Source organism: Saprospira grandis DSM 2844, from assembly GCF_000275825.1.
Taxonomy (GTDB): Bacteria; Bacteroidota; Bacteroidia; order Chitinophagales; family Saprospiraceae; genus Saprospira; species Saprospira grandis_A.
This window is the reverse complement of sequence record NZ_JH719942.1, coordinates 3529655-3553720: the sequence shown is the minus strand read 5'-3', so window position 1 is coordinate 3553720 and position 24066 is coordinate 3529655. Positions and strand designations below refer to the sequence as shown.

Below are 24066 nucleotides of genomic sequence, written 5' to 3'. Positions count from 1 at the left end.
CCGAGCTATGCTAAGTCCTTCTAATACTGCTATTTGGCTCAGTCTTAACGCTTCATCACATTCCCCTATATTTTTTTTTAAGCCAGTCCAGCTCAAACTGCAACTTGCCTATTTGCTCATATAAACGGGCTTCTTTTTCTTCATCAGCATCCACTTTGGGGCCTCGCTTTTTTTCATAAAGCAAAAAACTATTGGCTAAAAGCTCTTTCTTCCAGGCCGATATTTGATTTGCATGTAGCTCGTATTTTGTCGCTAATTCTGCCAAGGTCAATTGATCTTTTAGCGCTTCTAAGGCTACTTTTGCCTTAAATTTAGAACTGAAATTACGACGTTTCTTTCTCATCTCTTTTGTAATTTAGTGCTTCATTATACGACTTTTTTCTTTCATTTTTCCACCTTAAACTACTGTCCTAATTTTGGGGGTAAGGGCACATAACATAAAACTAAAAATAATAGGCTAAATCTAATCATCATTAAGCTATTTAGTATAAAAATAGGTGTAGATAAAAGATGCCTAAATAATGATTAAAGTTGTGTGTGGCTGGCAAAGTCCTTTTACTCTTGATAAACAGGGAGCAGCAAAAAAGAGCGGGCCTCTTGGATCGAGCGGAACAACAACTCGTATTGTTTGTCGGTATAAGCGCCCTCAAAAATGTCCTTATCGCTAGGGCCCAAAGAAAGGCGTAGGCGAGAGCCCTTTTGCAACTGCCAAGCCACTGGCAAAAGCTGCAAGCGCAATTCTAGCCATTGTTGGGCGACAACCGCCTGGGCATCCTTGCGCAAATGGGTTGATTGCCAGGCGGTTTTTGGGCGATGACTGGCTCGCAATTGGCCCTCCGTAATATAATGAATACTGCCATCGGCCTTGAGCTCGGAAAGATAGACATAGATATCGGCCAAATCTTCGGTAGATTGTAGTTGCAACTGCAATTTGCTCTCCCCCACAATTTCTAGCGGAGCCGCTAAAAGGGGGCCATCAAAATGCAATAAAGAGGCGGAGCGCTGGGCCCAATCGGCATAAGTGTAGGGACTTTTCACCTTGCCATTCACGGCGGTCCAGCGATTCACCTCCCCCGTACCAAACTGATGGTCGGCCACTATTTTTTGCTCGCTTAAGGGGGTAAAACGAGGCTGTAAACCCGCATCCGACAAAAATAAACTATCCCAAACCACTGCCGCCGGAGGCCAAGTTTGAGCCGCCCGCCAGCGCTCGGCCCCAATGCTATAATAATGTATGGGCGCTTCTTGGGCCAAGGCATTTTTTTGCCCCTTCAAATGATAATCGAAGAACTTGAGCAGCTCGCCCGCATGATCAAATTGGGCCAAAGACGGACAATAGGGACTAATATTGTAGGCCCCGCCATGCTCCCAAGGCCCCAACATCAATTTGTGCGCCCCGGCCCCCAAATCTAAATGCCGCTTGATGGCTGCCTCTGCATAGGCCCCATCTTGCCAGCCGCTATAAGAGTAAACCGCCACCCCAGAAGCACGCAGGGCATCAATATAATGGTGGGGACTAAAATAATCGACTTTGCGGCCCGCCCCTTGCCGAGGACGATCATCTCGGAAATCAACCTCTAAGGCTCCTTCATGCACATTTTTATTCTCTTCATGGCTACTCACCGCCCGACCCAATTGCTTCTTTTTCTTGCGCACAGGCGCCACCCCTTTGATCAACCATTTGTAGGCCTCGGCATTGGGCGGCAACTCATTGGCATCCATCAAGGCATTGGCATCGCCCCAATTAGAAGTAAACCAGCGGTTATGAATACCGCCCGGAAAAGCATTGTCCGCATACACATCATATAGAGAAAACATCAGGGCCACCGCCTTGAGATTAGGGTGCTGCTGTATGGCCAAAAACTCGGCGGCGGTGCCCCCATAAGAAACACCCAAACTTCCAATTTGGCCATTGGACCAAGGCTGCGCCACAATCCAATCCAGAATTTCAGCCCCATCGGCCTGCTCCTCTGGGCTCCAAGGATGCAAACGCTGCCCAAAAGAAGCCCCAGAACCCCGAACATCTACGTTCACAATCGCATAACCCTCATCCAAAAAGCGCTGTACCATCTTGCCCGTACGGCCCAATAAGCCCTTAGAAAACAAACTAAAAGGAAAACGCAACTGCGGCCGCCGCCAATAACGTGTCTGCCGTACAATGGTCGGCAAACGATCGCCCGCCTTCATCTTTTTAGGCAAATACAGATCTACAGCCAAAGCCGTGCTATCTTGCATATATAAATAAAAAGAATGGATCCGCATGCCCTTATAAGGATCTTCTCTAGGCTGATGCGCCGATAATAAATCATCGGCCGCATCACAGGCTGGCAACTTCTTAATGGCTTTCTTAGATAAAGGCTGTGCCCATAAACAACTACTAATCAAACAAATAAACAACACCAAAGGGTATCGGCTAAGCATAAATTAAGTCTCTAAACGTAAAACATAAGGTTTGTCCCCTACAAAATATATTAACTAAACGGTTATTTAAACTAAATAGTTAAAATTTATCTAGACTTGTTAAAAAAAAAGTAAGCTCCTTGAAAAATTTCGGCAAGGTTAATTTTTAGCCTAAAATTGATGTATTCATAAATATAAATATAGGCATAAATGAACAGCAGGAGAAATTTTATCAAACAGTCCTCTGCCTTACTTGCTCTAGGCGGCCTTCCTCTCAAGCAGTTTCAACAAAAAGAAGAAAATATGCAAACAGAAAAAAACGAAAATCGTCCTAAAGTTTTATTCTTTGATGTCAATGAAACACTTCTTGACCTCACCGCTATGCGCAAGAATGTAGCTAAAGCCCTAAATAACCGTGAAGACCTGCTTCCTCTTTGGTTTACCACTATGTTGCAGTATTCTTTGGTGATGACCTCGGCTCGCCAATATCAGGATTTTGGCATTATTGGCGCTGCTGCCCTACAAATGGTGGCCGCTAATCAAGGAATAACCATAAGTGCCGAAGAAGCAAAACAAGCCATTGTTGGCCCACTCCGCTCTTTGCCTCCTCATCCAGAAGTGAAATCGGCACTAACTAAGCTCAAAAAAGCTGGATTTAAGCTGGTCTCCTTTACCAACTCCTCTAATGCGGGTGTGAAAACCCAATTTACCAATGCTCAATTGCTCGACTACTTTGACGAACGCCTGAGTGTAGAAGATATCGGAAAGTATAAGCCTCATGCAGATGCTTATGATTGGGCCGCTAGAAAAATGGGCGTCCAACCCCAAGATTGTATGCTGATTGCCGCCCATGGCTGGGATATCGCCGGGGCTATCTGGGCCAACTGGAGAACAGCCTTTATTAGCAGAGCAGGAGCACAACTCTTCCCCCTCGCTCCAGCCCCCGAATTGAATGAGGCTAATCTAGACAAAGTTGCTAACCAACTCATCAAACTGAAGTAAATCCTTTATAAGCCGTCTCTAATTTTTTAAGTAATTAGGGACGGCTCTTTTTTTTTCTCAAAAAGTCTTTTGCAAACCGAGCTTTTTTATTAGTTTGAAATAATGTACTAAATTTTTCAACTAAAAAACATAGCTAATGAAAACTAAAAAAGCAATTGTAGAAAACTGGCTCCCAAGATATACCGATACTCCACTAGAAGATTTTAGCAAGTATATTTTACTCACCAACTTTAGCAATTATGTGCAGCTGTTTGCCGACCGCTACGACGTAGAGGTCAGAGGAAAAGGCAAGGCCATGCAAACCGCCACCGCCAACGGCATTACGATTATCAATTTTGGAATGGGTAGCCCCAATGCCGCCACAATTATGGACCTGCTCTCTGCCGTCAAACCCAAAGCCTGCCTTTTCTTGGGCAAATGTGGAGGCTTGCGCAATCGTAAAAATAAGGTGGGCGACTGGATCCTGCCCATCGCCGCTATCCGTGGAGAAGGTACCTCTAATGACTATTTTCCACCAGAAATTCCAGCCCTCCCCTCTTTTGCCCTCCAAAAAGCGATCTCGACCACCATCCGAGACCATAATCTAGACTATTGGACCGGTACGGTATATACCACCAACCGCCGCGTTTGGGAGTATGATGAGGACTTTAAGGAGTATCTCCGCAAAATGCGCTGCCTCGCCATCGATATGGAAACGGCCACCTTCTTTATTACGGCTTTCAAAAATAAAATCTCTGCCGGCGCCCTCTTGCTCGTTTCCGATATGCCCATGACCCCAGAAGGCGTAAAAACCGATAGCAGCGACAATAAGGTGACCGCCAATTATGTCCAAGAACATCTCGATATGGGCATTGGCTCGCTCAAGCAAATTATGAACGATGGCTTGACCGTTCGCCACCTCAAGTTCTAAGGCATTCTTTGCAATAATTCGGGCCGATATTCAAAGTGCATGCTGTCATAATGATACCATTTGCCGCCCCAAATAAAACCGTATTCCTCAAATAAAAGGACCAACTCCATCGGAATCCGGTTTTTATAGGCAATGATCCGCTTTCCCTCCGGATCATTGCCTTTGACGGCCCAACGCCAGTAGTTCGAATAGGCCACATTGATATCGATGGTCATGCCAAAACTATGCATGCTCTGCCGGTCCGTCCCCGCAATTTTTCGCCAGTTGAAGGTCCCCCCCGGATTTTGCAAATATTTATGCAAATGAGGCATCGTATCCAAACGATTAGACAAGGCCTGCAACTTATCGGCCACCCCATTCACCTCCGTCATTTGTAGCTTGATCCCCAAGGTTTTAGGCAACCAAATTACGGTCTTCAGGTTTTTGCGCACCTCCGCCGCCGAAGCCCCATACATCTTCTTAAAAAAGGGCTCATAACGCACCCGACCAGGATCTTCGCCACGCAAAGGCGCCTTGCTCCAGCCCCTAGGATAAGGCATGGCCGCAATTTGATCCTCCAAATCCGGCTCCGTCAATAACTGCAAAAATGTTTTTTTTCGCCCATCGTCAAAGGGCATGCGGCTGCCGTCTTTCCAAATAACCTCCCGCTCATTTACTTCCAAAAAAGCATCGGGATAAGCCGCTTCTAAGGCCCTTAAGGCCGCTTGTTTTTGCCCCCAAAGCCAGCTAGACATAACCAACAAAAAAAGGGTACTTACTGTTTTTATCATCTTATTTTTATTTTTTTGGGGCCTCCGCCGCGGCTTCGCCTTGCGGCGCTACGTTTCGGGGCTCGCTATTCGCTCGGCCCTTCGCCAGCAAGCTGGCTTGGTCTGGCCTTCGGCCACCCCTGCACATCGCTAGGCCAGCGGGCTGCGCCCGCTTCTAGACGCAAAATAGTTTTGGCCCTTGGCAAAGCAGGAAGTTCCCTTAATTTTCGTAAATTGGCCCTCTAAAATTACGATAAAAAATGAATTACCTTAGTGTAGAGGGCCTGAATAAAGCCTATGGCGACCGCGTCCTCTTTACCGATATTACTTTCTATATCAATCAAGGCGACAAAGTAGCTTTGGTGGCCAAAAATGGAACAGGCAAAACCTCTTTGCTCCGTACCCTTGCCGGTGAAGAAAGTACCGAAGGCGGCAAAGTTTGGCTGCACCCCAATATCCAAACCGTTTTCCTCAAGCAAGAGCCCAATATGAGCCCTCTGCTCACGGTCTTTGAAGCGGTCTACCAATCCGCCAACCCCATTATGCAAGCCCTGGCCAATTATGAAAAGGCCATGAAGCATCCAGAAGATGGCGACCGCCTCCAAAATGCGCTTAGCGATATGGACCGCCTAAATGCTTGGAATTATGACCAAAAAGTCAAAATGATCCTCTCGGTCCTTAAAGTGGATTATCTGGACCGCCCCCTCGGCCAACTTTCTGGTGGACAAAAAAAACGGGTGGCCCTAGCCAAAGTCCTCATCGATGAACCCGATTTCCTCATCCTAGATGAACCCACCAACCACCTCGATCTCGAGATGATCGAATGGCTGCAAGATTATCTCAAACAAGCTAAAATTACCTTGCTGACCGTTACCCACGACCGCTATTTCCTTGATGCCGTTTGTAACCAAATCCTAGAACTGGACCAGCAAGAGCTCTTTAAATATAGTGGCAATTATAGCCAGTTTTTAGAGAAAAAAGCCCTGCGCCAAGCCAATGAAGCCGCCAATTTGGCCCGAACCAAAAAACTCTATAAAAAAGAGCTGGAATGGATGCGCAGACAACCCCAAGCTCGGGGCACTAAGGCCAAATCTAGAGTAGATGATTTCTACCAAATTGAAGCCAAGGCCAAGAAAAAAACCGATGAAGGCGAACTCGATCTCGATATCCAAATGAGCCGCCTAGGTTCCAAAATTCTAGAACTCCACAATGTCTCTAAAAGCTATCGCGGACAAGTTCTCTTCGAAAAGCTAGATTATAAGTTCAGAAAACGCGACCGCCTAGGCATTATTGGCCGAAACGGTACGGGTAAGTCTACCCTACTCAATATTATTACCCAAAATCTGGCCTCCGATACGGGCAAAGTGGTGCATGGGGAAACCCTTAAAATTGGCTATTATACCCAAGCCAATATGCAAATCAAAAATGATAAAAAGGCCCTAGATCTGGTCCGCGATATTGCCGATTATATTCCGATGAATGGCGGCAAAAAACTATCGGCCTCTCAGTTAATGGAGCGCTTTTTATTTGACCCCAGCAAACAACAAACCTTCATTTCTAAATTGAGTGGTGGAGAGCTGCGCCGTCTGCATTTGCTTTGCATCCTGATGGATAACCCCAACTTTCTGATCCTGGATGAGCCCACCAACGATTTAGATATTGTTAGCTTGCAGGTCCTTGAAGAGTTTTTACAGGAGTTTCCTGGCTGCGTACTTTTGGTTTCTCACGACCGCTATTTTATGGACCGCATTGTAGAGCATGTCTTTGTCCTAGGCGAAGACAGCCGGGTCCGCGATTTCCCTGGCAATTATACCGACTACCGCCTAGCTCAAGCCGAAGCAAAAAAAGCCGAACAGCTACAAAAAGAAGCCGAAAAAAAGGCTGAAAAGCAAAAGGTGGAGGTCAAAAAAAGCCGCCCGCCTTCTAAGGAAGAACGCAAGGAAATTAAAAAGCTAGAGCGTCAAATCGAAAAGTTGGAAGAGAAAAAACAAAAGCTCTCTGCTGGCTTTAATGATAGTAGCCTGAGCGCCGAGCAAATCGTAGATCTCTCTAAAGAACTCAATGCTATCCAAGAAGAGCTAGACGAAAAAGAAATGCAGTGGATGGAACTCGTTGAAGAACTTAGTTAAAAATAATCCCTCATGGCCCAATCCCTTCTTAACCCTCCAGAAGCGAGTCACCGCATTGCCTCCTTCCTATTTGATACAGTCTTTATAGCTATCCTCACTGGATGTATTGGCTTTTACCTCATCGAAGAAACCAGTTTGGACAGGAGTATTCATCGGTTATGGCAGTTTTCTCGATCTGATGAAGAATTTATGTTGCTCTGGATCATTCATCTTGGCATTGCCTTAGGCTATCATTTTGTTTTGGAGCAAGGCCGCTGGCAAGCTTCTGCGGCCAAACGCTTACTAAGGCTTCGCCTAGTGAATATGCAGGGCGAAAAAGCCAGTACTAAGCAGCTTGTTTTGCGGCTGCTTATTAAAGGTTTTTTGCTCAACTTAGGGATATTGGCTATTTTTCTAAATGAGGGGAATGACGTCCCTTTCTACCTCTTTTATTATTCGGGCCTATTCTCCCTCAATCTGGTCATTTTGTCTAATAATAAGGAGGCCAGAGCCATTCCAGAGCTTTTAACGGGCTTGCGTTGGGTAAAGAGCAACTAAGTTGGTCCCATTGGCCCGCAGGGCCAAACGGCTGAGGGATGGAAAGGGTGGCGCAAAGCGCCAGACCGAGCTTTTGAGCGCAGCGAAAAAGCGAAGGGCCGAGCAGACCTGCGAGCCCGGCACAGCCCGACCCGACCGAAGGGAGGGGCAGCCCCAAAAAATAATTTTAAGAACTCTATAAAAAGAGGTAGCCACCTCTAAAAAACATATACATGTCTAAATCAGCATCTTTTTTAGTAGAGGGCAATGCCCAACTATCGGGCAGTATTCGCCCACAAGGCGCCAAAAATGAGGCCCTACAAGTCATTTGTGCCGTATTGCTGACGGCTGAAAAAGTAAGCATTAGCAATATTCCGAATATTCGGGATGTGGTCCGTTTGATTGAGCTTTTGCAAGGCTTGGGCGTAGCGGTAGAAAAAGTGAGTGACAACCGCTATACCTTTAAGGCCGAAAGCATTGATCTGGATTATTTGCAGACCCAAGATTTTGTGCAAAAAGCCAGTAGTATTCGGGGTTCTGTGATGATCATGGGCCCTCTTTTGGCTCGTTTTGGCAAGGCGGTTTTGCCCAAACCTGGAGGCGATAAAATTGGTCGCCGCCGTATGGATACCCACCTCAATGGCCTACAATATTTGAATGTAGACTACCGCTATGTGCGGGAGGAGCATATCTTTTTGTTAGAAACCGAGGGCCTCAAAGGCAATTTCATTCTGATGGAAGAGATTTCGGTAACGGGTACGGCCAATGTATTGATGGCCGCTAGTATGGCCAAAGGCGTGACGACCATTTACAATGCTGCCTGCGAGCCTTATTTGCAGCAATTGGCCAAAATGCTCAATAGCATGGGGGCCAGAATTACGGGTTTGGGCTCTAACCGCCTGGTGGTAGAGGGCGTAGACCAGCTTTATGGTACGGGCCATCGCTGCCTACCCGATATGATTGAAATTGGGAGTTTTATTGGCCTAGCCGCTATGACCAAATCGGCCATTACGATTGAGCAAGCCCGAGTTGATATGTTGGGTAATATTTTGCCCACTTTTGAGCGCTTTGGCATCCAACTCGAAATTCAGGGCGACAACATTCATGTGCCCGCCCAAGATATTTACGAGATCCAAAACTTTATTGATGGCTCGGTCCTCAATGTCTATGACTCGCCTTGGCCCGGCTTTCCGCCCGACCTGATGAGTATTTTGTTGGTGGTGGCCACCCAAGCCAGAGGTAGCGTGCTCATTCATCAAAAAATGTTTGAGAGTCGCCTCTTTTTTGTCGATAAACTCATTGATATGGGCGCTCAGATTATTCTTTGCGATCCGCATCGGGCAACCGTAATTGGCCTAGAGCGAAAATCTCAGCTCAAGGGCATAGAGATGACCTCTCCCGATATCCGAGCTGGCGTTTCTTTGCTCATTGCCGCCCTTTCTGCCAAAGGAAATAGCCGAATTCATCAAATTCATCAAATTGACCGAGGCTATGAGCGGATTGATGAGCGTTTGAATGCCTTGGGAGCAAACATTCAACGCATCGAACAGTAATAGTCGATTTAAAAATTACTAGCTTTGCGCTAAGTTAAAAATAGAAACCTATGAAATTACTAGCCGGAAAAGTGGCTCTAGTCACTGGTGGTTCCAGAGGAATTGGTGCCGCTATTGTGAAAAAATTTGCCGAACAAGGCGCTCATGTGGTCTTTACTTACCGCTCTTCTTCTGAGCAGGCGGAGGCCTTGGCCAAAGAGGCCGAAGCCCTTTCTGAGGGGATCAAGGTCCTTGCCTACCAATCTGATGCTTCTGATTTTGAGCAGTCTGCCCAATTGATTAAGGATATTGTGAAGGAGTTTGGCCAAATCGATGTATTGGTCAATAATGCGGGCATCACTCGCGACAATCTGCTCCTTCGTATGAATGAGCAACAATGGGATGATGTGATGACTACGAACCTCAAATCGGTCTTCAATTTGTGCAAACATGTCGCCCGCCCTATGCTCAAGGCTCGCAGCGGCAGCATTATCAATATTACGTCTATTGTGGGCGTCAATGGCAACCCCGGCCAAGCCAATTATGCCGCCTCTAAGGCGGGTATGATCGGATTTACCAAGTCTTTGGCCTACGAAATGGGCTCTAGAGGTATCCGCTGCAATGCCATTGCCCCCGGCTTTATTGCTACCGAAATGACGGACAAACTCAGCGAGGAGCTCAAGGAGCAAATGATCAAGAATACGGCCCTACAACGCCTTGGTCAAGGCGAAGAAATTGCCAATGTTTGCCTGTTCTTGGCCTCTGAGCTCTCTTCTTATGTGACTGGCGATACGATTATGGTAACTGGCGGTATGCGCTAGTCGACCCCAGTTTTCACCCAGCTAAATAGCTAATTCAATGATTTGGGTTAGCTATTTTTTTTGGGGCCTGCCGCCTTTGGCGGCCGGACCCTTTCAGGGCTCGCAGGTCTGCTCGGCCCTGCGCCAGCAAGCTGGCTGGGTCTGCCGCTGCGCGGCCCCCTTTCAGGCCCCTAGGCCTGCGGCCCTGCGGGCCTGTAGGATGGATATATATACCTGTAGGTTGAAACCTACAGCCATGCAACAACCCCATTCTACATCTATAGTGCGGAGAGGATTAAAATCCTCTACCGCTTTGAACAAGGATTATTTTTTCTTCGGTTGTTTGATTTTGTTTTTGTCTCCCCCATAAATTTCATAGGAACCCTAGGGCCAAGGCCCTAGGCTATCGAAAAAATCGCCATCCCCTCATTCGAGGGGATTTTCTGTTCCACTAGGCTCCATCAGCAAAGAAGGGCTTCAGCCCGCTCTTTGCTCAGCCCCACAACCATGGGCTTCAGCCCATGGCCGCAAAACTGCCCATCCACTAAAAGCCGCTTTCTTTTCCTCTCCTTTTTTCGAAACTCCCAAGAAAAAGTTGAGGGACTAATAGGCGGCTATCCTTAGCGCCCTGGGCTGAAGCCCAGGGTTGTAGACTTGAGCGAACTGACGGACTAAAGTCCTTCTTCGCTTTTTCTACTTCTAGATTCCCATTAAGCTTCAGCCCAAAGCTACCTAGCCACTAAAAGCCGCTTTCTTTATCTCTCCTTTTCTCAAAACTCCAAGAAAAAGTTGAGGGACTAATATTAAAATTTTGTGTGCGCCCTTTTTGCTGCCTAGGGACAAGCCCCTAGGCTAGCTATTTCAGACAGCCCTCTAAAGAGGGCCTTTGGATATGGCCCTTCTCTGCAAAAACAGATGAGCAAGGCTTGCTATATAAGCAGTTGAGGCCCTTTAGGGCTGGTTCCATTGGGTTAGCCTAGGGGCTTGTCCCTAGGCGATGAATGGCAGGCGGCTTCGCCGCCATGGCCGAAGGCCAAACGGCAAAGGCCAAATGAAAGCCCTGCCACTTCTATCCTTTGCTTTAATTTCCTGCTATTCTGCGTTATTTTTCTCAGCCATAGCTACAGCTATGCCTTTAAAAAATGCCTGGACTAGCCTCAAATTTTTATCAAAGGATGGCCGAAGCGCAGGACTTCCATTTGGCCTAGCGATGTGTAGCAGTGCGGCAAAGCCGCAGACCAAGGCCGTCAGGCCGCAGGGCCGAGCGAACAGCGAGCTGCGAAACGTAGCGCCGCAAGGCGAAGCCGCAGCGGAGGCCCCAAAACAAGATGCTTCTCCTTCCCCTTGGCCTTATCAAAATCAAAAAGGGGGATAAAAATAGGCTATAATCAAGCGGCATTTAGTAGATTACTAGCAGTAACAAACAAACAAACTTGCTAAAAGCGGAGGGTCTTAAGCTTCTTGCTGAAGTGAGTATCATCATCAAACGAAAAGCAATTTTTTATGCAGTACAAATTGACGCTGGCCTTTTTGGCCTTAGTGTTTGGCTTGCAAGCCCAGACCAACTATGGGCTCAACCTACTCTCCAATTTTGATTATGCCGAGGATGGCAATGATATTTGGGGCTGGGTGCATCCCACAACAGGGGTAGAATATGCCTTGATGGGCACCCGAGAGAAAACCTCTATTGTGAGTTTGGCCAATCCCGCCGCTCCGGTAGAAGTGCAGACGATTAGCGGCTCTAACTCCATCTGGCGCGATATTAAAACCTGGGGCAACTATGCCTATGTGACCACTGACCAAGGCAATGACGGTTTGTTGATCATTGACCTTTCGGGCCTGCCCAACAACATTAGCTATAACTTTTGGAAGCCCGAACTGACCATAAACAACAATACCGATACCCTTCTTCGGGCGCACAACATCTATATTGATGAGGGGGGCTACGCCTATATTGCGGGCAGTAATATCTCTAATGGAGAGCCCTTCTTTTTGGACCTCAACGCCAATCCCGCCCAACCTACTTTAGCGGGTTTTGTGCCTCCTATCTATGCACATGATGTCTATGCTAGAGGCGATACCCTTTGGACCTCAGATATTTATGTTGGGGAATTTACTGGCTATGATGTGAGTAACAAAGCCAACCCCATTGCCTTGGGCAGTCAATCTACCCCCGATAACTTTACGCATAATGCCTGGATTTCTGATGATGGCAATACCCTTTTTACGACCGATGAACGGGCCAATGCCTATATTGGCAGCTATGATATTTCTGATATGAGCGATATTGTAGAGCTAGACCGCTGGCAGCCCTATGAAACCATTGGAGAGGGCGTTATTCCGCATAATGTACATGTCAAAGATGAGTTTTTGATTATCTCTTATTATACCGACGGCTTAATTGTTGTCGATGCCCAGCGTCCCGACAACCTGGTGGAAGTGGCCAAATACGATAGCTATACGGGCCAAAATAGCGGTTTCTTTGGCTGCTGGGGGGCTTATCCCTTCTTTAGCTCGGGTAAAATCTTGGCTGCCGACATCAATACGGGCCTTTATGTTTTTGATGCCAACTACCAAAGAGCCTGCTGGTTAGAGGGTTTGGTGAGTGATAGCATTACGGGCAGTCCTATTTTTGGCGCTCGTGTAGAAATCAATAATACTGCTGTTTTTGATGATTCTCGCATCAGTGGGGAGTACAAAACGGGTTATGGCATAGCGGGGAGCTATAGCGTCACCTTTAGCAAGGCGGGCTATTTTCCCAAGACCATTTCGGTTAATTTGGCCCATGGCCAAGTCAGTCAGGAAGATGTAGAATTGCTTCCCATGCAGGCCTTTAGCCTTTCGGGACAAGTTATTGACTCGCTTAGTGGCAACCCTATTGCCAACGCCATAGTCGAGCTAAAATCGCCAGATTACAGCCATACGGTGAATACAGACAACAGTGGGAATTTCAATGTTCCTAGCATGTTCCAAGATGACTATGAGATTCTTGTGGGCAAATGGGGACATCATACTAAGCTCATTAGCCAAAACATCAATGCCAATACGGGCCAATTAACCGCAGAATTGGTTCCAGGTTACCGCGATGAGTTTGCCCTAGATTTGGGCTGGACCAATAGTTCTACGGCTACTTCTGGTGATTGGGCCCGCGCCAACTCTGAGGGCCTTAGCTACAATGGTAGCCCCGCCACGCCTGATGGCGACCTCAATTTTGATCTTGGAGAGCTTTGCTATATTACTGGCGACCAAAATAATGGGGCCGTTGGCGGCGATGATATTGATGGCGGCGACGTTATTCTGCGCTCTCCCGATTTTGATGTCTTGAATTATGGCGATGCTTATATTAACTTTTATGCCTGGTTCTACAATGGCGGTGGAAATGGCAGCCCCGATGATTCTATGGTTGTCACGCTACACAACGGCCTTAACTCTGCTGTTTTGGCGGTTTATACCAACACCAACGGCTGGACCAACCTGCAGAGCTTCCGCATTGCCGATTACCTGCCTCCTGTCAATAATATGTGGATAGAAGTTTTGGCTTTTGACCGTAATGGTGGCCACCTTGCCGAGGGAGCTATTGATCTCTTTTCGGTGGTGGATGCCTCTCCTACTGGCCTTGAGGCTCCTCAGCAGCTGAGCCAGAACAAAATTCAGTTACATCCCAATCCTAGTCAGCATTCTTTTATGCTTCGTTTAGAGCAGCCCTTGGCCCAAGACCAAATGATTATGGTCTACAATAGTTTGGGCCAATTAATGGCAGAACAAAAGATGACTGCGGGTGAGCAACAGCTAGAAATTGGCGCTCATTGGCCAAGCGGAACCTATTATCTCCGTTTGGGCCAAGAAAAAGCCATCTTGCTCCAAAAGTTAGATTAATTACTGTGGATAACTATAAAGCCTAGCGCTTTTGATTTGAGCCTCAACAGTTTACTGTTGGGGCTTTTTTGGGGCGAGGACGTAAAAAAGCCAGTAACTTAAAAGTTACTGGCTTTTTTGTTTCTAAAGAGAAAACCTACTTCTCTAAACAAAAAAATTTCATTTATTTTTTAAGGAAATCTAATGCATATACAGCCTCTAGAGCTGGACGAGTAGTATAGTCAGGGTTACTTTCAACATATTGAATGACTCCATCTTGATCCACTAAAAAACGAGCCGGCATAGGAAGCGTCCAGTCAGAATGCCCCTGATGTTTATCCAAATCAATCTTAAATTGGTTGGCATATAATGCCTTTAATTCCGTGGGTACCGAAAAGCGAAGTCCCAACTCCTGCCCTAATTCACTCTTAAAATCATGCAGCAAATCAAAATCTAGCTTTTGCTGCTGTTTGGTTTTTTGCAAAAAGGCTGGAAGCTCTGGAGATATAGCAAAAAGTTGCACGCCCAATTCGGCTAGCTTTTCTGCATTTTGCTGCAAATACCCTAAATCCATATTGCAGTAAGGACACCAAATACCTCTATAAAAAGTAAATAATACGGGGCCTTTTTTGAAAATCTCTGTACTCTGAATAGGCGCCCCATCTTGATTCTTTAGGGTGAAAGCAGGAAATTTATCCCCCACTTTTAATACCCCCTCCTGAATCCCCGAAGCCCCTAAATCTGCAGTAGCCTTATGCATAATTTGGATATAATCTGCGGGCATTCTACCCTCTAAAGTTTTTTGGAGAGCAGCCATTTTTTCTTGAAAACTTTTCATTGCTTCTAGTTTTTAAACCCTTCACAGGCCAAATAATAAAATTTAGGCAAGAGAATATTGCCTGTTGCAAAGTAAAGCAATACCTTTAGATCGTCAAAATAGAATATTGTAATAACAGTTATCGATAAAGCAGATTATGAATTTACAGTTTGTCAAATACTTTGTCCTCTTAGCCGAGAGCAAGAGCTTTACCCTGGCCGCAAAACGAGCATATGTTGTGCAGTCTACCTTCTCCTCGGGCATCAAAAAATTGGAAGAGCAGCTCAACTGCCTTCTTTTCTTCAGAGATAAAAGAAATGTATTCCTTACAACAGAGGGGCAAGAACTCTTGCCCAAAGCCAAAAAACTATTGGCCAACTGGGAGGAGATGCAAACATTTAAAGAAAAAACAAGTCGGCAAGTTCTAAAATTAGGCCTTAGCCCAGACCTTGACTTTACCGCCATTCTTCCCCTCATCAAGCAATTTCACAAACGCTACCCAACATATGAGGTCCAATTAGTAGAAAAAAGCTGCGCTATGGAGCTGCTAGAAACGCTAAAAAAGAATGAAATTCATGCCCTCTTCAGCAAAACGGCTCTTTCTCTAGAGCATGTTCAGCAAGAACTCATTAGAGAAGACCCCCTGGGGCTGGCCGTTCCACTCAACCACCCTTTCGCCCAACTCCCTCAGGTAGATGTTCGCCTCTTAGATCAATCCAACTTTATTGAGCGAAGTAATTGTAGTAAGAGAGACGAAATTCTAGACTTCTTCCAAAGCCACCAAATCAAAATCAACACTGTATTTAAAGCCAAAGGAGACGAAATGGCGAGGGCTTTAGTTAGCGCAGGCCTCGGCATTTCCTTAATTCCCGTTTTAGAGAAAAAGCCAAAAAGCTACCATATTATTCCACTCAAAGCCGCTAATTTCAAACGAAAGATATTTCTTCAATGGGCAAAAGACAACCTTGCCTCCCCACTCAAATATTTTTTAGAAGAACTGCAGTTTTTTCAAGATCAGTTGGCTTTGGTTTGATATTTTTTGGGGCCTCCTGCCTGCGGCAGGCGCTACGCTTTGGGGCTCGCAGGTCTGCTCGGCCCTTCGTTTTTTTTCGCTACGCTCAAAAAAACTCGGTCTGGCCTTCGGCCACCCCGCCGCATCGCTAGGCCGATTGCAACTACAATCTTTCCCCCTACTCAAAAATAAACTCAATATGGGGATATTTTTGGCTTAGTTTCTTTTGTTTTTTAGCAGGAACGGGATTGTCCGCCAAATTGATTTTCTTCAAATTGGGCAAACGTTTAAAGAAGATAGAGGGGACAGTTCGTATCTGGTTATTGCGTAGGTCCATTTCTTCCAATTGAGCCAAACTAGCAATTCGGATAGGCAAATGCTTGAGCTCTGTATTGACTAAACGAATAGTTTTTAGCCGCTGAAATTGGTTGAAGCTGCTCCAGTGCTCCGTTTGTAGCCCTAGGTCCATATCCTTAATGACCAACTCTTCTCGTATTGTAGCTTGGGGGTCCTCCCACCAAGGAATAGGCTTTTGTTCTTCGGGAATATCTTCCATTCTAGGAAAGAAGAAAAAGGCCCAGCTTCCTAAGAGGAGAAAGCCAAGAAGGCTGTAGCTAATAAATCCTAAGCCAAAAACATTGTAGCTAATAAACAGCAAAATAGAAAGGCCCATTAAGCGGCCAAAAAGGGTACTGCCAGAGAGCAACCATTGTTTGGCTTTGCGGTCATCTTTCATGGGGCTACTGATCCAAAGGACAAAGGCCAAAAGCAAGGCCAGTAGACTTCCTGTAGGTAGGGCTTCGCCTAAAACCCCAGGCCAAAAGATGGTAAAAAATAGGCCAGCAATAAAGAAAGGGATCGTTTTGACGAAACTCTCATCATTAAACCAGACGGTTTTCTGAAAAAGATGCTTTCGTCCTTTTAGCCAGCTCCAAAAGACCAAAAACAGGCCCAGCAGCACTGGCCAGCGCCAGGCTGAAATATCTGGAAATAGGGCTTGTTCACTAAAGAGGCTTGGGCTGCCAAAACTACTGCTATAAAAGAAGAAATGAGCGATTAGTGCTAGGCTGGAGGCTAGGATCAGGTATGTATTTTTGGCCCATGATTTTCGGCGGGCAGCGGCATTATAATAAATAGAGAGCAGGGCAAAAGGCAGGAGTAAATAATGCCAGAGTTCTTGATCTAGGAACCAAAGGGCCAGGCTGCATTGCAAGGCAGCAGCCAGGGGGGCTGTCCAATCATAGACATCTAACCAATAGCGAAAATCGGCGGGGCGAGCGAGTTCTGGTTGCCGCCAGCGCAACAAATGAATGATAGCTCTTCTAAGGAAGGTGGTGGTATAGCTACCCTTAAAGCCTTCGGCCCATTGTACGTCTTGTTCTTTACTTTCTGACAGGAGAGGGCGGTTGCGTTCTTGGGCCAATTGGCGGCGCCAGCTGGGGTCTATACTTTTAGATTGGAAATCGCGGCTGAGGGCGCCCGAAGGGCGCCTTTGGCCCAAAGGGAACTGGGCGGCCATCTTTTGTTTTTTGCGGCGATTGCGGCGGCTGCGCCAAAAATATAACAAAATAAACATCCAGCTAGGCAGCAAAAACTGCCAATAGCGAGGGATATAATTATTATAGTTGCTATAATCAAATTCTTCTTCGGCCAGCACTTCTTCTTTTTCTGCTGCGATAGCCTCTTCTAGGATTTTCTGGGCGAGCTCTTCTATGGCCTTAGCCTGCTGTTCTTCTTCTTTGGCCAATAGGCGCATGCGTTCGGCTTCTTGGGCGGCTGCGGTTTCTTGAGCGGCTAGCCAAGCTTGGTCTGCGCTATCTTGGAGCTGTTGCAGATGGGCCAATTCTTTTTCTTCCGCTGTTTTTTGGAGAAAGCGGTTAAAGGCCAGTGCCCAGCTAGAATCGGGATTGGCGGGAGGCGAAAAATACTGTTTTGGAGCTTGGGTGGGCGTACTATCTTGGACCAAAGTAGTATCAGCTATGGCTGGAACAACTCCTTCTGTTGTTTTTTTTGGTCCATAAAAATGGCCCAGGGCAATCCACCAACTACAAATTACAAAAATAGCCAGTAGATAGGGCCAGGCTGCTGTTTTATTGGGTTGGTAAATTGTTCTCAAGAGGAAAGGGATTTTGGCAAAATGGGGAGGTAAATTGGGCGGCGAAGCCGCCTTGGCCGCAGGCCAAACGGCCTAGCGATGCGGCGGGGTGGCCCGAAGGGCCAGACCAAGGCGGCGAAGCCGCCGCAGGGCCGAGCAGGCTTGCGAGCCCCAAAGCGTAGCGCCCGCCGAAGGCGGGAGGCCCCAAAAGACTATCTGTGTGTAGAGCTTGCTTTTTGGAAGGCCAGCAATTGGTCGTAGCGGCCACCGAAGGAGCGATAATAGACTAAAAATAAGTAATCATTTTCGGTTTCAAAGCGATTGCCCTCCAATTCTTCTTGGTCCAATTGTTTTTCGCCATCTCGGAGCAGGCCGTAGCCATAATCATAGAAGCCATTTTTGAACAGGAGGATGCCTTCGTATTGGCCTTTTTCGGCATTGTAGTTTAGTTCGTATTGGGGGTAGGCTTGAAAATCGGAGAATCCGCCATAGACAAAGATGCGGGCATTGGGATATTCGGGGCTTTTGAATTGGAAAAACAGCTGGCCATACTCGCCTCTTTCCTCGGGGTTGGGGGCATCGTAGGAGGCGATGATAAACTTGCCGTTGAGGTCGTTGGTAAAGAGGTAGGGGCTATATTTTCGTTCTTTTTCGGGAAAGAGCAGCAGTTCGAAGCCTTCATTGGTACGGGCTAGATTTTGGACCTGCGGGCCACGGTGGCTAAAGCTGCGGATATCGAGGGGGCGAAATTCTCTTTGGCCGGGGAAAAGGATTTGGCCTTGGCGGTCGAAATGGATTACTTCTTCTTCTACAAAAGTGGGTTCTAGATTTTTCAGTGCTTTGGGCCAGTTCCAGTTTTGGATTACGGTTAGTTTGATATCTTGGTTGGGGTTGCTCACATTCATGCCTGCATGTTGGAGTTGGCAGCTAAATTCTTGATGTGTTTGGCCATAGGGCGGGCTTGCTGAGCGGCGGCTGGTTACCTCCACATTCATTTGGGGTTCATAGACGAGGAAGCGGCGGCTGAGGACCAGATCTTCCTCATCATCATTGAGATAAACCAGTAGCAAATAATTGCCAGATTTGGTCCATTTGACATCATCGTTGGGGAGTTCTAGCTGATAATGCAGATACTCAGTGCGGGTACCAAAAGAGCTCAGGCTTTCATAGAATCGATTTTCCTGAAAGCCATCAATATAGTCTAGGGCGTCAATATCCTCGGAGGGTTCCCAGTTGCGGTTGCAATGGATAATTTTGTAGTTATAGTCTTTGTTATCGGCCTCGAGGTCATCAAACTCTAGGATAAGTTTATTGGGGCTAGCGAGTTGGACGACGGGATAATCGACCTCAGAATCGTCTGGATAAAAGCGGCAGGAGGCCACAAAATCGCGATAAATATAGTCTGTATATTGCAATTCAGAGATGACATAATCCTCTTGGGCAAAAAGCGACTGCAGGCCAAAGAAGAGAAGAAAAGCGAGCGATAGTAAGCGCATAGATTAAATTAGTTCTTGTGAATTTCCTCATCCTTGGCCTTCATGAAGTCGGCTAGAGAACGAAGCATAAAAGCTAAGCCCATCAGCGAAAAATAGGCCAAGAGCAGGACAATAAAAATGCTGCGGTTATTGGCTGCCCCTTCAAAGATACTTTGGCCCGAAATCAGTTGGGCTAGGCCGCCAAGGGCAACAAAAAGGAACATTGTTCCATAAATAGAGAATTGATAATAGCGCATACGCTGAGCGGCAAAAATGCTGAGCAGATTGTTAATGAGGGCGTAAAGCATCAGCATGGCGCCAGCCACCATCCAGCTCCAATTGGCGCTATCAGAAAAGCCTCCGGCCAACATCATGAGTAGCGCAACGCCAAAAATACCCAAAACTTGAGCAATAGGGCTAGGGATTTTTCCTTTGCCAAACTGATTATCGATAAAGAGCATTTTCCAGTTCATAGTCAAAAATTTTAGCTGGGGGCAAGATACAAAAAAGCCCGTGAAAAAAATTTGGGAGGAAAGAGGCAAAATCCATAGTTTTCGGCCTATTTTCCCACCAAACTATTATAGTTATCGTTCAAGGAAGGTAATCCCATTCACCAGCTAATTTTAAAAGATGCGCTATTTCCTCTTCTTCGCCTGTTTGTTTCTGGCTCTGGCTAGCCAAGCCCAAGACTTAATTTACAAAAAAGACGGTAAAATATTGGGGGCTCGAGTTTTAAGGACAGACAGCAACTTTGTTTATTTCCGACATGCGGAGCCGCCCAAGCAGCTCGACAGCATTGCTCAGTCTGATTTGACAAAGATTGAGTTTGATTATCGCAATGATTTTTTTGTCCCTACTAAAAAACTAGCTCAAAATGCTGTCTCGGTTTCTTTGGGGGGCACTTCTGTTTTGCTTGGCATTTCCTACGATCGTATTATTAGCCAAGAGCGCAATTATCATTTTTCGGGCCGCCTAGGCATTGGAAGTTTGATTGAGCAAACCAATATCAATGGGCATTTGAGTTTCAATTTTCATCTCAATAAGGCCAAAACGCAGTTTTTTGAGCTAGGGGCGGGCCTAGCCGTTCCAATTAACGAACGCAATACAGGCAATGGCTACTACAATATATACATAACGGCTCCTATGCTGGGCTATCGACTTCAACGGTTTGAGGGCTTTTTCTTTAGGGTCTATATTGCGGGCCTCTATATGCGGGATGCTGGAGGCAATAACTGGATGCCCAACAGGCTCTATATTCCCACCTTAGGGCTAGATTTTGGCTACTCTTTCTAGTGCAGCAAAGGCTTATGTGCGCTTTATTGCTTTAAGACAATGATAAGTTTGTATTTTTGCCCAAATCAACACCAACTATGAGCGTATCTACTAATAAAAAAAGCCTGCGGCGGCATATTTTTGATGTCATTGATCTCGACCAAGAGGAGTCGAGTCTGCCCGCTAGGATCTTTGAGACCAGCATTACCATTCTCATTATCCTAAGTATTTTGGCCATTATTGCAGAGTCTTTTATTAACTATCGCTATGAGGGGAATATCGTAGATTGGGTCAAGCGAAGCGATCAAAATATAGTCATCAGTCATTATTTTTCTCTTTTTGAAAATACGACCCTGATCATTTTTACAGCTGAGTTTTTTCTTCGTTTGTTTACTGCCGATTTTAAATATCCCGAAGAGCAGTCTTTTCGCACTGCGGCTTGGCGCTTCTTTAAATCTAGTGGAGGCCTAATTGATTTTTTGGCCATTTCGCCTTTTCTTTTCCAGTTGGCCCATGTCGATTTCCGCTTTCTTCGGGCGCTCAAAATTTCTCGTTTGCTGCGAGTGCTCAAACTCAGCTCGCTCACTCGATCTATTGTTATTGTGGGCGATGTTTTTATCGACAAACGCAACGAGCTGGGCATTACGCTCTTTGTTACTTTCGTGATGCTCTTGGTCTCTTCTACCCTGATGTGGTATGTGGAGGGCAATGTGCAACCCCGGGCTTTTCCCAACATCATTGCTACTTTTTGGTGGGCCATTGCCACCCTGACCACCGTGGGCTATGGCGATGTTTTTCCCATTACTTCTGCGGGCAAGTTGCTTTCGGGCATTATCGCCATTTTGGGCATTGGTATTGTAGCCCTGCCGGCGGGTATTCTTTCTTCGGCCTTTATTGAGCGCCTAGAGCGCGACCCCAACATGAGCCTAGAGCAAGCAAACGATGGCGAAGAGCCTCGCCAAACTGCTCCTGAACCCACTCCTGCTCCTGCGGTGGCCCAAACGACCAATGATTGTAGTGATCAGTTTGGTCAAAAATTTAAATTCTGCCCTTATTGTGGCCAAGCCCTAGACCAAAATGGGCAACATCTCCATAAGTAGTTTATTCTTTTTTTGGGGCCCGCGGCCAGCTAGGCAAAGCCTAGCTGGCCGCCGCTATGCTCCGCCGCTCGCTATTCGCTCGGCCCTGCGTCGCTTTGCTCCTAGGTCTGGCCTTCGGCCACAGCTGCGCAGCGCTGGGCCAGTCATCTTTCTTTTTCAGTTTTGGCAGTTTTGTCCCCTCTCTTAGTAGAACTTCTCCCCCCCCATCTGGCTCCTAACACTTTAAATGTAGTTAGGCATTCTAAAAAACCCTTTTTATTTCACTAGTAAATTCTATTAGTTTTTGTATTTTAATGGGTAGATGTATGGTTTAATACGTTACAAACTGACTAAAAAACCTTAAGGGAGACTAAGGCATAATCAAGACAACTTATTTTTTACTAAAAACAATAGACATGAAATCAACTTTACTCAGCTTACTTGCAGCCTTATTTACACTATCGCTAAATGCTCAGACCATGAATACGGCTCTTCTTTCTAAAGAGTGTAAAAGTGGAGTCGTTTATATTAGTGGAGAGGCTAATCTAGGTACAGGTTTTTTAGTTTCTGAAGAAGGACATATTGTAACAAACTACCACGTTATTGAAGATGAATTATACAGTATGGAAATAGAGTTTCCCGACGGATCTATTTATGACGAATATCGTATAGTATCAACTGATGAAGAACATGATTTAGCCCTAATAAAAGTTAGAAATTTTAAGCGAAATAGGCATACTGTTTTATCTATTTTAGCCACTAACAATGCGGCTGATGGTACCGAAGCAGCTACAATTGGCCATCCTCAAGGGTCTAAATGGTCAATTACAAAAGGTATTGTTTCTAAAGCTATTATACGTGAAGATCTAGACTACATTGCCCAAATTGACGTCCCTGTAAATCCAGGAAATAGTGGTGGACCATTATTTAATAAAAATGGATTAGTGATTGGCGTTGTTGCAGCTCGTATAGAGAAAGAGCATATATATGCTCGAGATATTCAGAATATGAATTTAGCCATCAACGCTAAGCAATTACGCTCTTTCTTAAAGGGTAGAGTACGTTATAAAACGACTCCACCTATAAGTAATCAAGATTTAACCACGGCTGTCCGTCAACTCAGTAAGGAAGAAGAAGAGGCCGCAAAGGCGGCCAATTTGGCCAGTATAGAAGAGAAAAAGAAGGCAGAGGCAGAACTGATCAGAACAAGTAAAGAAACCCAGCAAAAATTATTAGAAGAGCAAGCAAAAGCTGAAAAAGACCGAATTCTCCGAGAAAAAGAATTGGAACAGCAAAAAATTGAAAATAAAAAGTGGGAGGAACAGCTTAACGCTCAACAACGAAGAAAGCTGCAAGAGCAAGAGTTTCAAGATCGGATGGAAAGGCAAAAAGTAGAGGCTCAGCTAGAACGACAAAGAATTGAAAACCAGAGGGAGTATGAAACATTAGAGTTGGAGCAAGCTAAATTTCGGCTAAAGCAAGCCAAATTACAGCAGATAAAAGATAGAAAGAATTATTACGCAAGTCTGGATGGACGCTTTGGAATTAGATTAGGAGCTGGCATTATTTATCCATTGGGAGCAATAGAGCAGTTTTCAACTAATCAACTGGATGAAAAACCGCTTTCTTGGCAAAGCTCAGCTAGTTTTACCTATAGATTTGATATTAAAAATAATAGAGCTACCGCTTTTGGTTTATTTGGAGACTTTGGAAGTCTAAACGCTATGGCTATCAACCAAATACAGCAGCAACAGCAACTAGTAGGGATAGACCAAAGGAGCACAAATTTTTTCTACGAATGCGAAGCTGGTTTTTTGGTCCGTGAATGGCTTCGTTTATCTGCTGGAGCCGGCAAACAAGAACTTTATCAGGCCAATTATAAACAAACTGAAGTTTATGGCACGGGCACAATAGGCTTCATTATGAGGTTTGGCTTAGTAGAGTTAGACTGGAATAATAGTATTTACTACGGAGGTGTTTTTGAAAAACCTGCGCTGAGTTCTCAACTTAGTTTATTGCTTCATTTCAAAGTTGCTAAGTTTTAAGTTTAACACTTTGTCTTTTAAGGCAAAAGGCCCTCTCTTGGCCCTCCCTTAAAGCGGCATTCGTCGCTTCGCTCCTCATCCGTTAATATGTCCCCGCCCACCCACCCCTCTACGGGATTCCCTAAGGAATCCCTTGGGGAGGCTGGGCTTTTTGCAGATAAAGCTAGATCGGCCACACTCCCCCCCACACAAAAAAGGCCCATCGGGCCGTCGGCTGAGGGATGGATAGCAGTGGCTTGAAGGGCCAGACCCAGGGCTTTTTCAAAAGCCCGCAGGGCCGAGCAGACCTGCGAGCTGCGACAACCAGCCCCTATAGGGGCGCCAGTTCGACAACCAACGGGAGTACACAGCCTGCCCCGCCCGAAGGCCGGGGCAGGC

Annotated in this window: 18 protein-coding genes; 11 read left to right on the top strand and 7 right to left on the bottom strand. The window is 46.0% G+C overall.

Annotated elements, in window-relative coordinates; translation table 11 throughout:
* Positions 1 to 55: 55 nt before the first annotated feature.
* Both SAPGRDRAFT_RS23905 and SAPGRDRAFT_RS15945 read right to left on the bottom strand, forming a co-directional pair.
* Positions 56 to 343, bottom strand: coding sequence for a transposase (locus SAPGRDRAFT_RS23905; RefSeq protein WP_037349662.1), 288 nt, complete (start codon positions 341 to 343; stop codon positions 56 to 58).
* Positions 344 to 555: 212 nt separating this feature from the next.
* A complete protein-coding gene (locus SAPGRDRAFT_RS15945) occupies positions 556 to 2421 on the bottom strand; it encodes a CocE/NonD family hydrolase (RefSeq protein ID WP_002660267.1) in 1866 nt (621 codons plus the stop codon).
* 189 nt (positions 2422 to 2610) lie between these two features.
* Between SAPGRDRAFT_RS15945 and SAPGRDRAFT_RS15940 the strand changes: the two genes are divergently transcribed.
* Together SAPGRDRAFT_RS15940 and SAPGRDRAFT_RS15935 are read left to right on the top strand one after the other, a co-directional pair.
* Positions 2611 to 3402, top strand: a complete 792-nt coding sequence (locus SAPGRDRAFT_RS15940; RefSeq protein ID WP_002660266.1) for a haloacid dehalogenase type II — start codon at positions 2611 to 2613, stop codon at positions 3400 to 3402.
* Between the two features lie 136 nt (positions 3403 to 3538).
* Positions 3539 to 4312 (top strand): AMP nucleosidase, encoded by a 774-nt coding sequence (locus tag SAPGRDRAFT_RS15935; protein WP_002660265.1) that lies wholly within the window; start codon positions 3539 to 3541, stop codon positions 4310 to 4312.
* Here the strand turns inward: SAPGRDRAFT_RS15935 and SAPGRDRAFT_RS15930 are convergent.
* Complete coding sequence (locus SAPGRDRAFT_RS15930; protein WP_002660264.1) at positions 4309 to 5082, bottom strand: M15 family metallopeptidase; 774 nt, start codon at positions 5080 to 5082, stop codon at positions 4309 to 4311. The two genes, SAPGRDRAFT_RS15935 and SAPGRDRAFT_RS15930, sit on opposite strands and share 4 nt — an antisense overlap.
* Before the next feature lie 239 nt (positions 5083 to 5321).
* On the opposite strand from SAPGRDRAFT_RS15930, the gene SAPGRDRAFT_RS15925 reads away from it, so the two are divergent.
* The 5 genes from SAPGRDRAFT_RS15925 to SAPGRDRAFT_RS15890 all read left to right on the top strand — a co-directional run bounded on the left by SAPGRDRAFT_RS15925 (position 5322) and on the right by SAPGRDRAFT_RS15890 (position 13914).
* Positions 5322 to 7190, top strand: a complete 1869-nt coding sequence (locus SAPGRDRAFT_RS15925; RefSeq protein ID WP_002660263.1) for an ABC-F family ATP-binding cassette domain-containing protein — start codon at positions 5322 to 5324, stop codon at positions 7188 to 7190.
* A 12-nt stretch (positions 7191 to 7202) separates the two neighbouring features.
* Complete coding sequence (locus SAPGRDRAFT_RS15920) at positions 7203 to 7727, top strand: RDD family protein (RefSeq protein ID WP_002660262.1); 525 nt, start codon at positions 7203 to 7205, stop codon at positions 7725 to 7727.
* A 212-nt stretch (positions 7728 to 7939) separates the two neighbouring features.
* A complete protein-coding gene (murA, locus tag SAPGRDRAFT_RS15910; RefSeq protein ID WP_002660261.1) occupies positions 7940 to 9259 on the top strand; it encodes a UDP-N-acetylglucosamine 1-carboxyvinyltransferase in 1320 nt (439 codons plus the stop codon).
* Between the two features lie 50 nt (positions 9260 to 9309).
* Complete coding sequence (gene fabG / locus SAPGRDRAFT_RS15905; RefSeq protein ID WP_002660260.1) at positions 9310 to 10059, top strand: 3-oxoacyl-[acyl-carrier-protein] reductase; 750 nt, start codon at positions 9310 to 9312, stop codon at positions 10057 to 10059.
* A 1482-nt stretch (positions 10060 to 11541) separates the two neighbouring features.
* On the top strand, positions 11542 to 13914 hold the full coding sequence (locus SAPGRDRAFT_RS15890) for a choice-of-anchor B family protein (protein ID WP_002660258.1): 2373 nt from the start codon (positions 11542 to 11544) through the stop codon (positions 13912 to 13914).
* 163 nt (positions 13915 to 14077) lie between these two features.
* On the opposite strand, the gene SAPGRDRAFT_RS15885 is transcribed toward SAPGRDRAFT_RS15890, so the two are convergent.
* Complete coding sequence (locus SAPGRDRAFT_RS15885; protein WP_002660257.1) at positions 14078 to 14731, bottom strand: peroxiredoxin-like family protein; 654 nt, start codon at positions 14729 to 14731, stop codon at positions 14078 to 14080.
* Between the two features lie 136 nt (positions 14732 to 14867).
* Here SAPGRDRAFT_RS15885 and SAPGRDRAFT_RS15880 point away from each other — a divergent pair, with 136 nt between their 5' ends.
* Positions 14868 to 15743, top strand: coding sequence for a LysR family transcriptional regulator (locus tag SAPGRDRAFT_RS15880; protein WP_002660256.1), 876 nt, complete (start codon positions 14868 to 14870; stop codon positions 15741 to 15743).
* A 157-nt stretch (positions 15744 to 15900) separates the two neighbouring features.
* On the opposite strand, the gene SAPGRDRAFT_RS15875 is transcribed toward SAPGRDRAFT_RS15880, so the two are convergent.
* The 3 genes from SAPGRDRAFT_RS15875 to SAPGRDRAFT_RS15860 form a co-directional block, all read right to left on the bottom strand.
* A complete protein-coding gene (locus tag SAPGRDRAFT_RS15875; protein WP_002660255.1) occupies positions 15901 to 17838 on the bottom strand; it encodes a MerC domain-containing protein in 1938 nt (645 codons plus the stop codon).
* Between the two features lie 191 nt (positions 17839 to 18029).
* On the bottom strand, positions 18030 to 19313 hold the full coding sequence (locus SAPGRDRAFT_RS15865) for a DUF5103 domain-containing protein (protein WP_002660254.1): 1284 nt from the start codon (positions 19311 to 19313) through the stop codon (positions 18030 to 18032).
* Between the two features lie 8 nt (positions 19314 to 19321).
* The gene (locus tag SAPGRDRAFT_RS15860) at positions 19322 to 19765 is read right to left on the bottom strand and encodes a hypothetical protein (protein WP_002660253.1); all 444 of its coding nucleotides are present in this window, start codon (positions 19763 to 19765) and stop codon (positions 19322 to 19324) included.
* 157 nt (positions 19766 to 19922) lie between these two features.
* Here SAPGRDRAFT_RS15860 and SAPGRDRAFT_RS15855 point away from each other — a divergent pair, with 157 nt between their 5' ends.
* From SAPGRDRAFT_RS15855 to SAPGRDRAFT_RS15840, 3 genes are all read left to right on the top strand, one after another.
* Positions 19923 to 20585 carry a hypothetical protein gene (locus SAPGRDRAFT_RS15855; RefSeq protein ID WP_002660252.1) on the top strand — a complete coding sequence of 221 codons (663 nt, stop codon included), beginning with the start codon at positions 19923 to 19925 and terminating at the stop codon, positions 20583 to 20585.
* Between the two features lie 77 nt (positions 20586 to 20662).
* The gene (locus tag SAPGRDRAFT_RS15850; protein ID WP_002660251.1) at positions 20663 to 21664 is read left to right on the top strand and encodes an ion transporter; all 1002 of its coding nucleotides are present in this window, start codon (positions 20663 to 20665) and stop codon (positions 21662 to 21664) included.
* 395 nt (positions 21665 to 22059) lie between these two features.
* On the top strand, positions 22060 to 23688 hold the full coding sequence (locus SAPGRDRAFT_RS15840; protein WP_002660250.1) for a trypsin-like peptidase domain-containing protein: 1629 nt from the start codon (positions 22060 to 22062) through the stop codon (positions 23686 to 23688).
* The last annotated feature ends 378 nt before the right edge of the window (positions 23689 to 24066 follow it).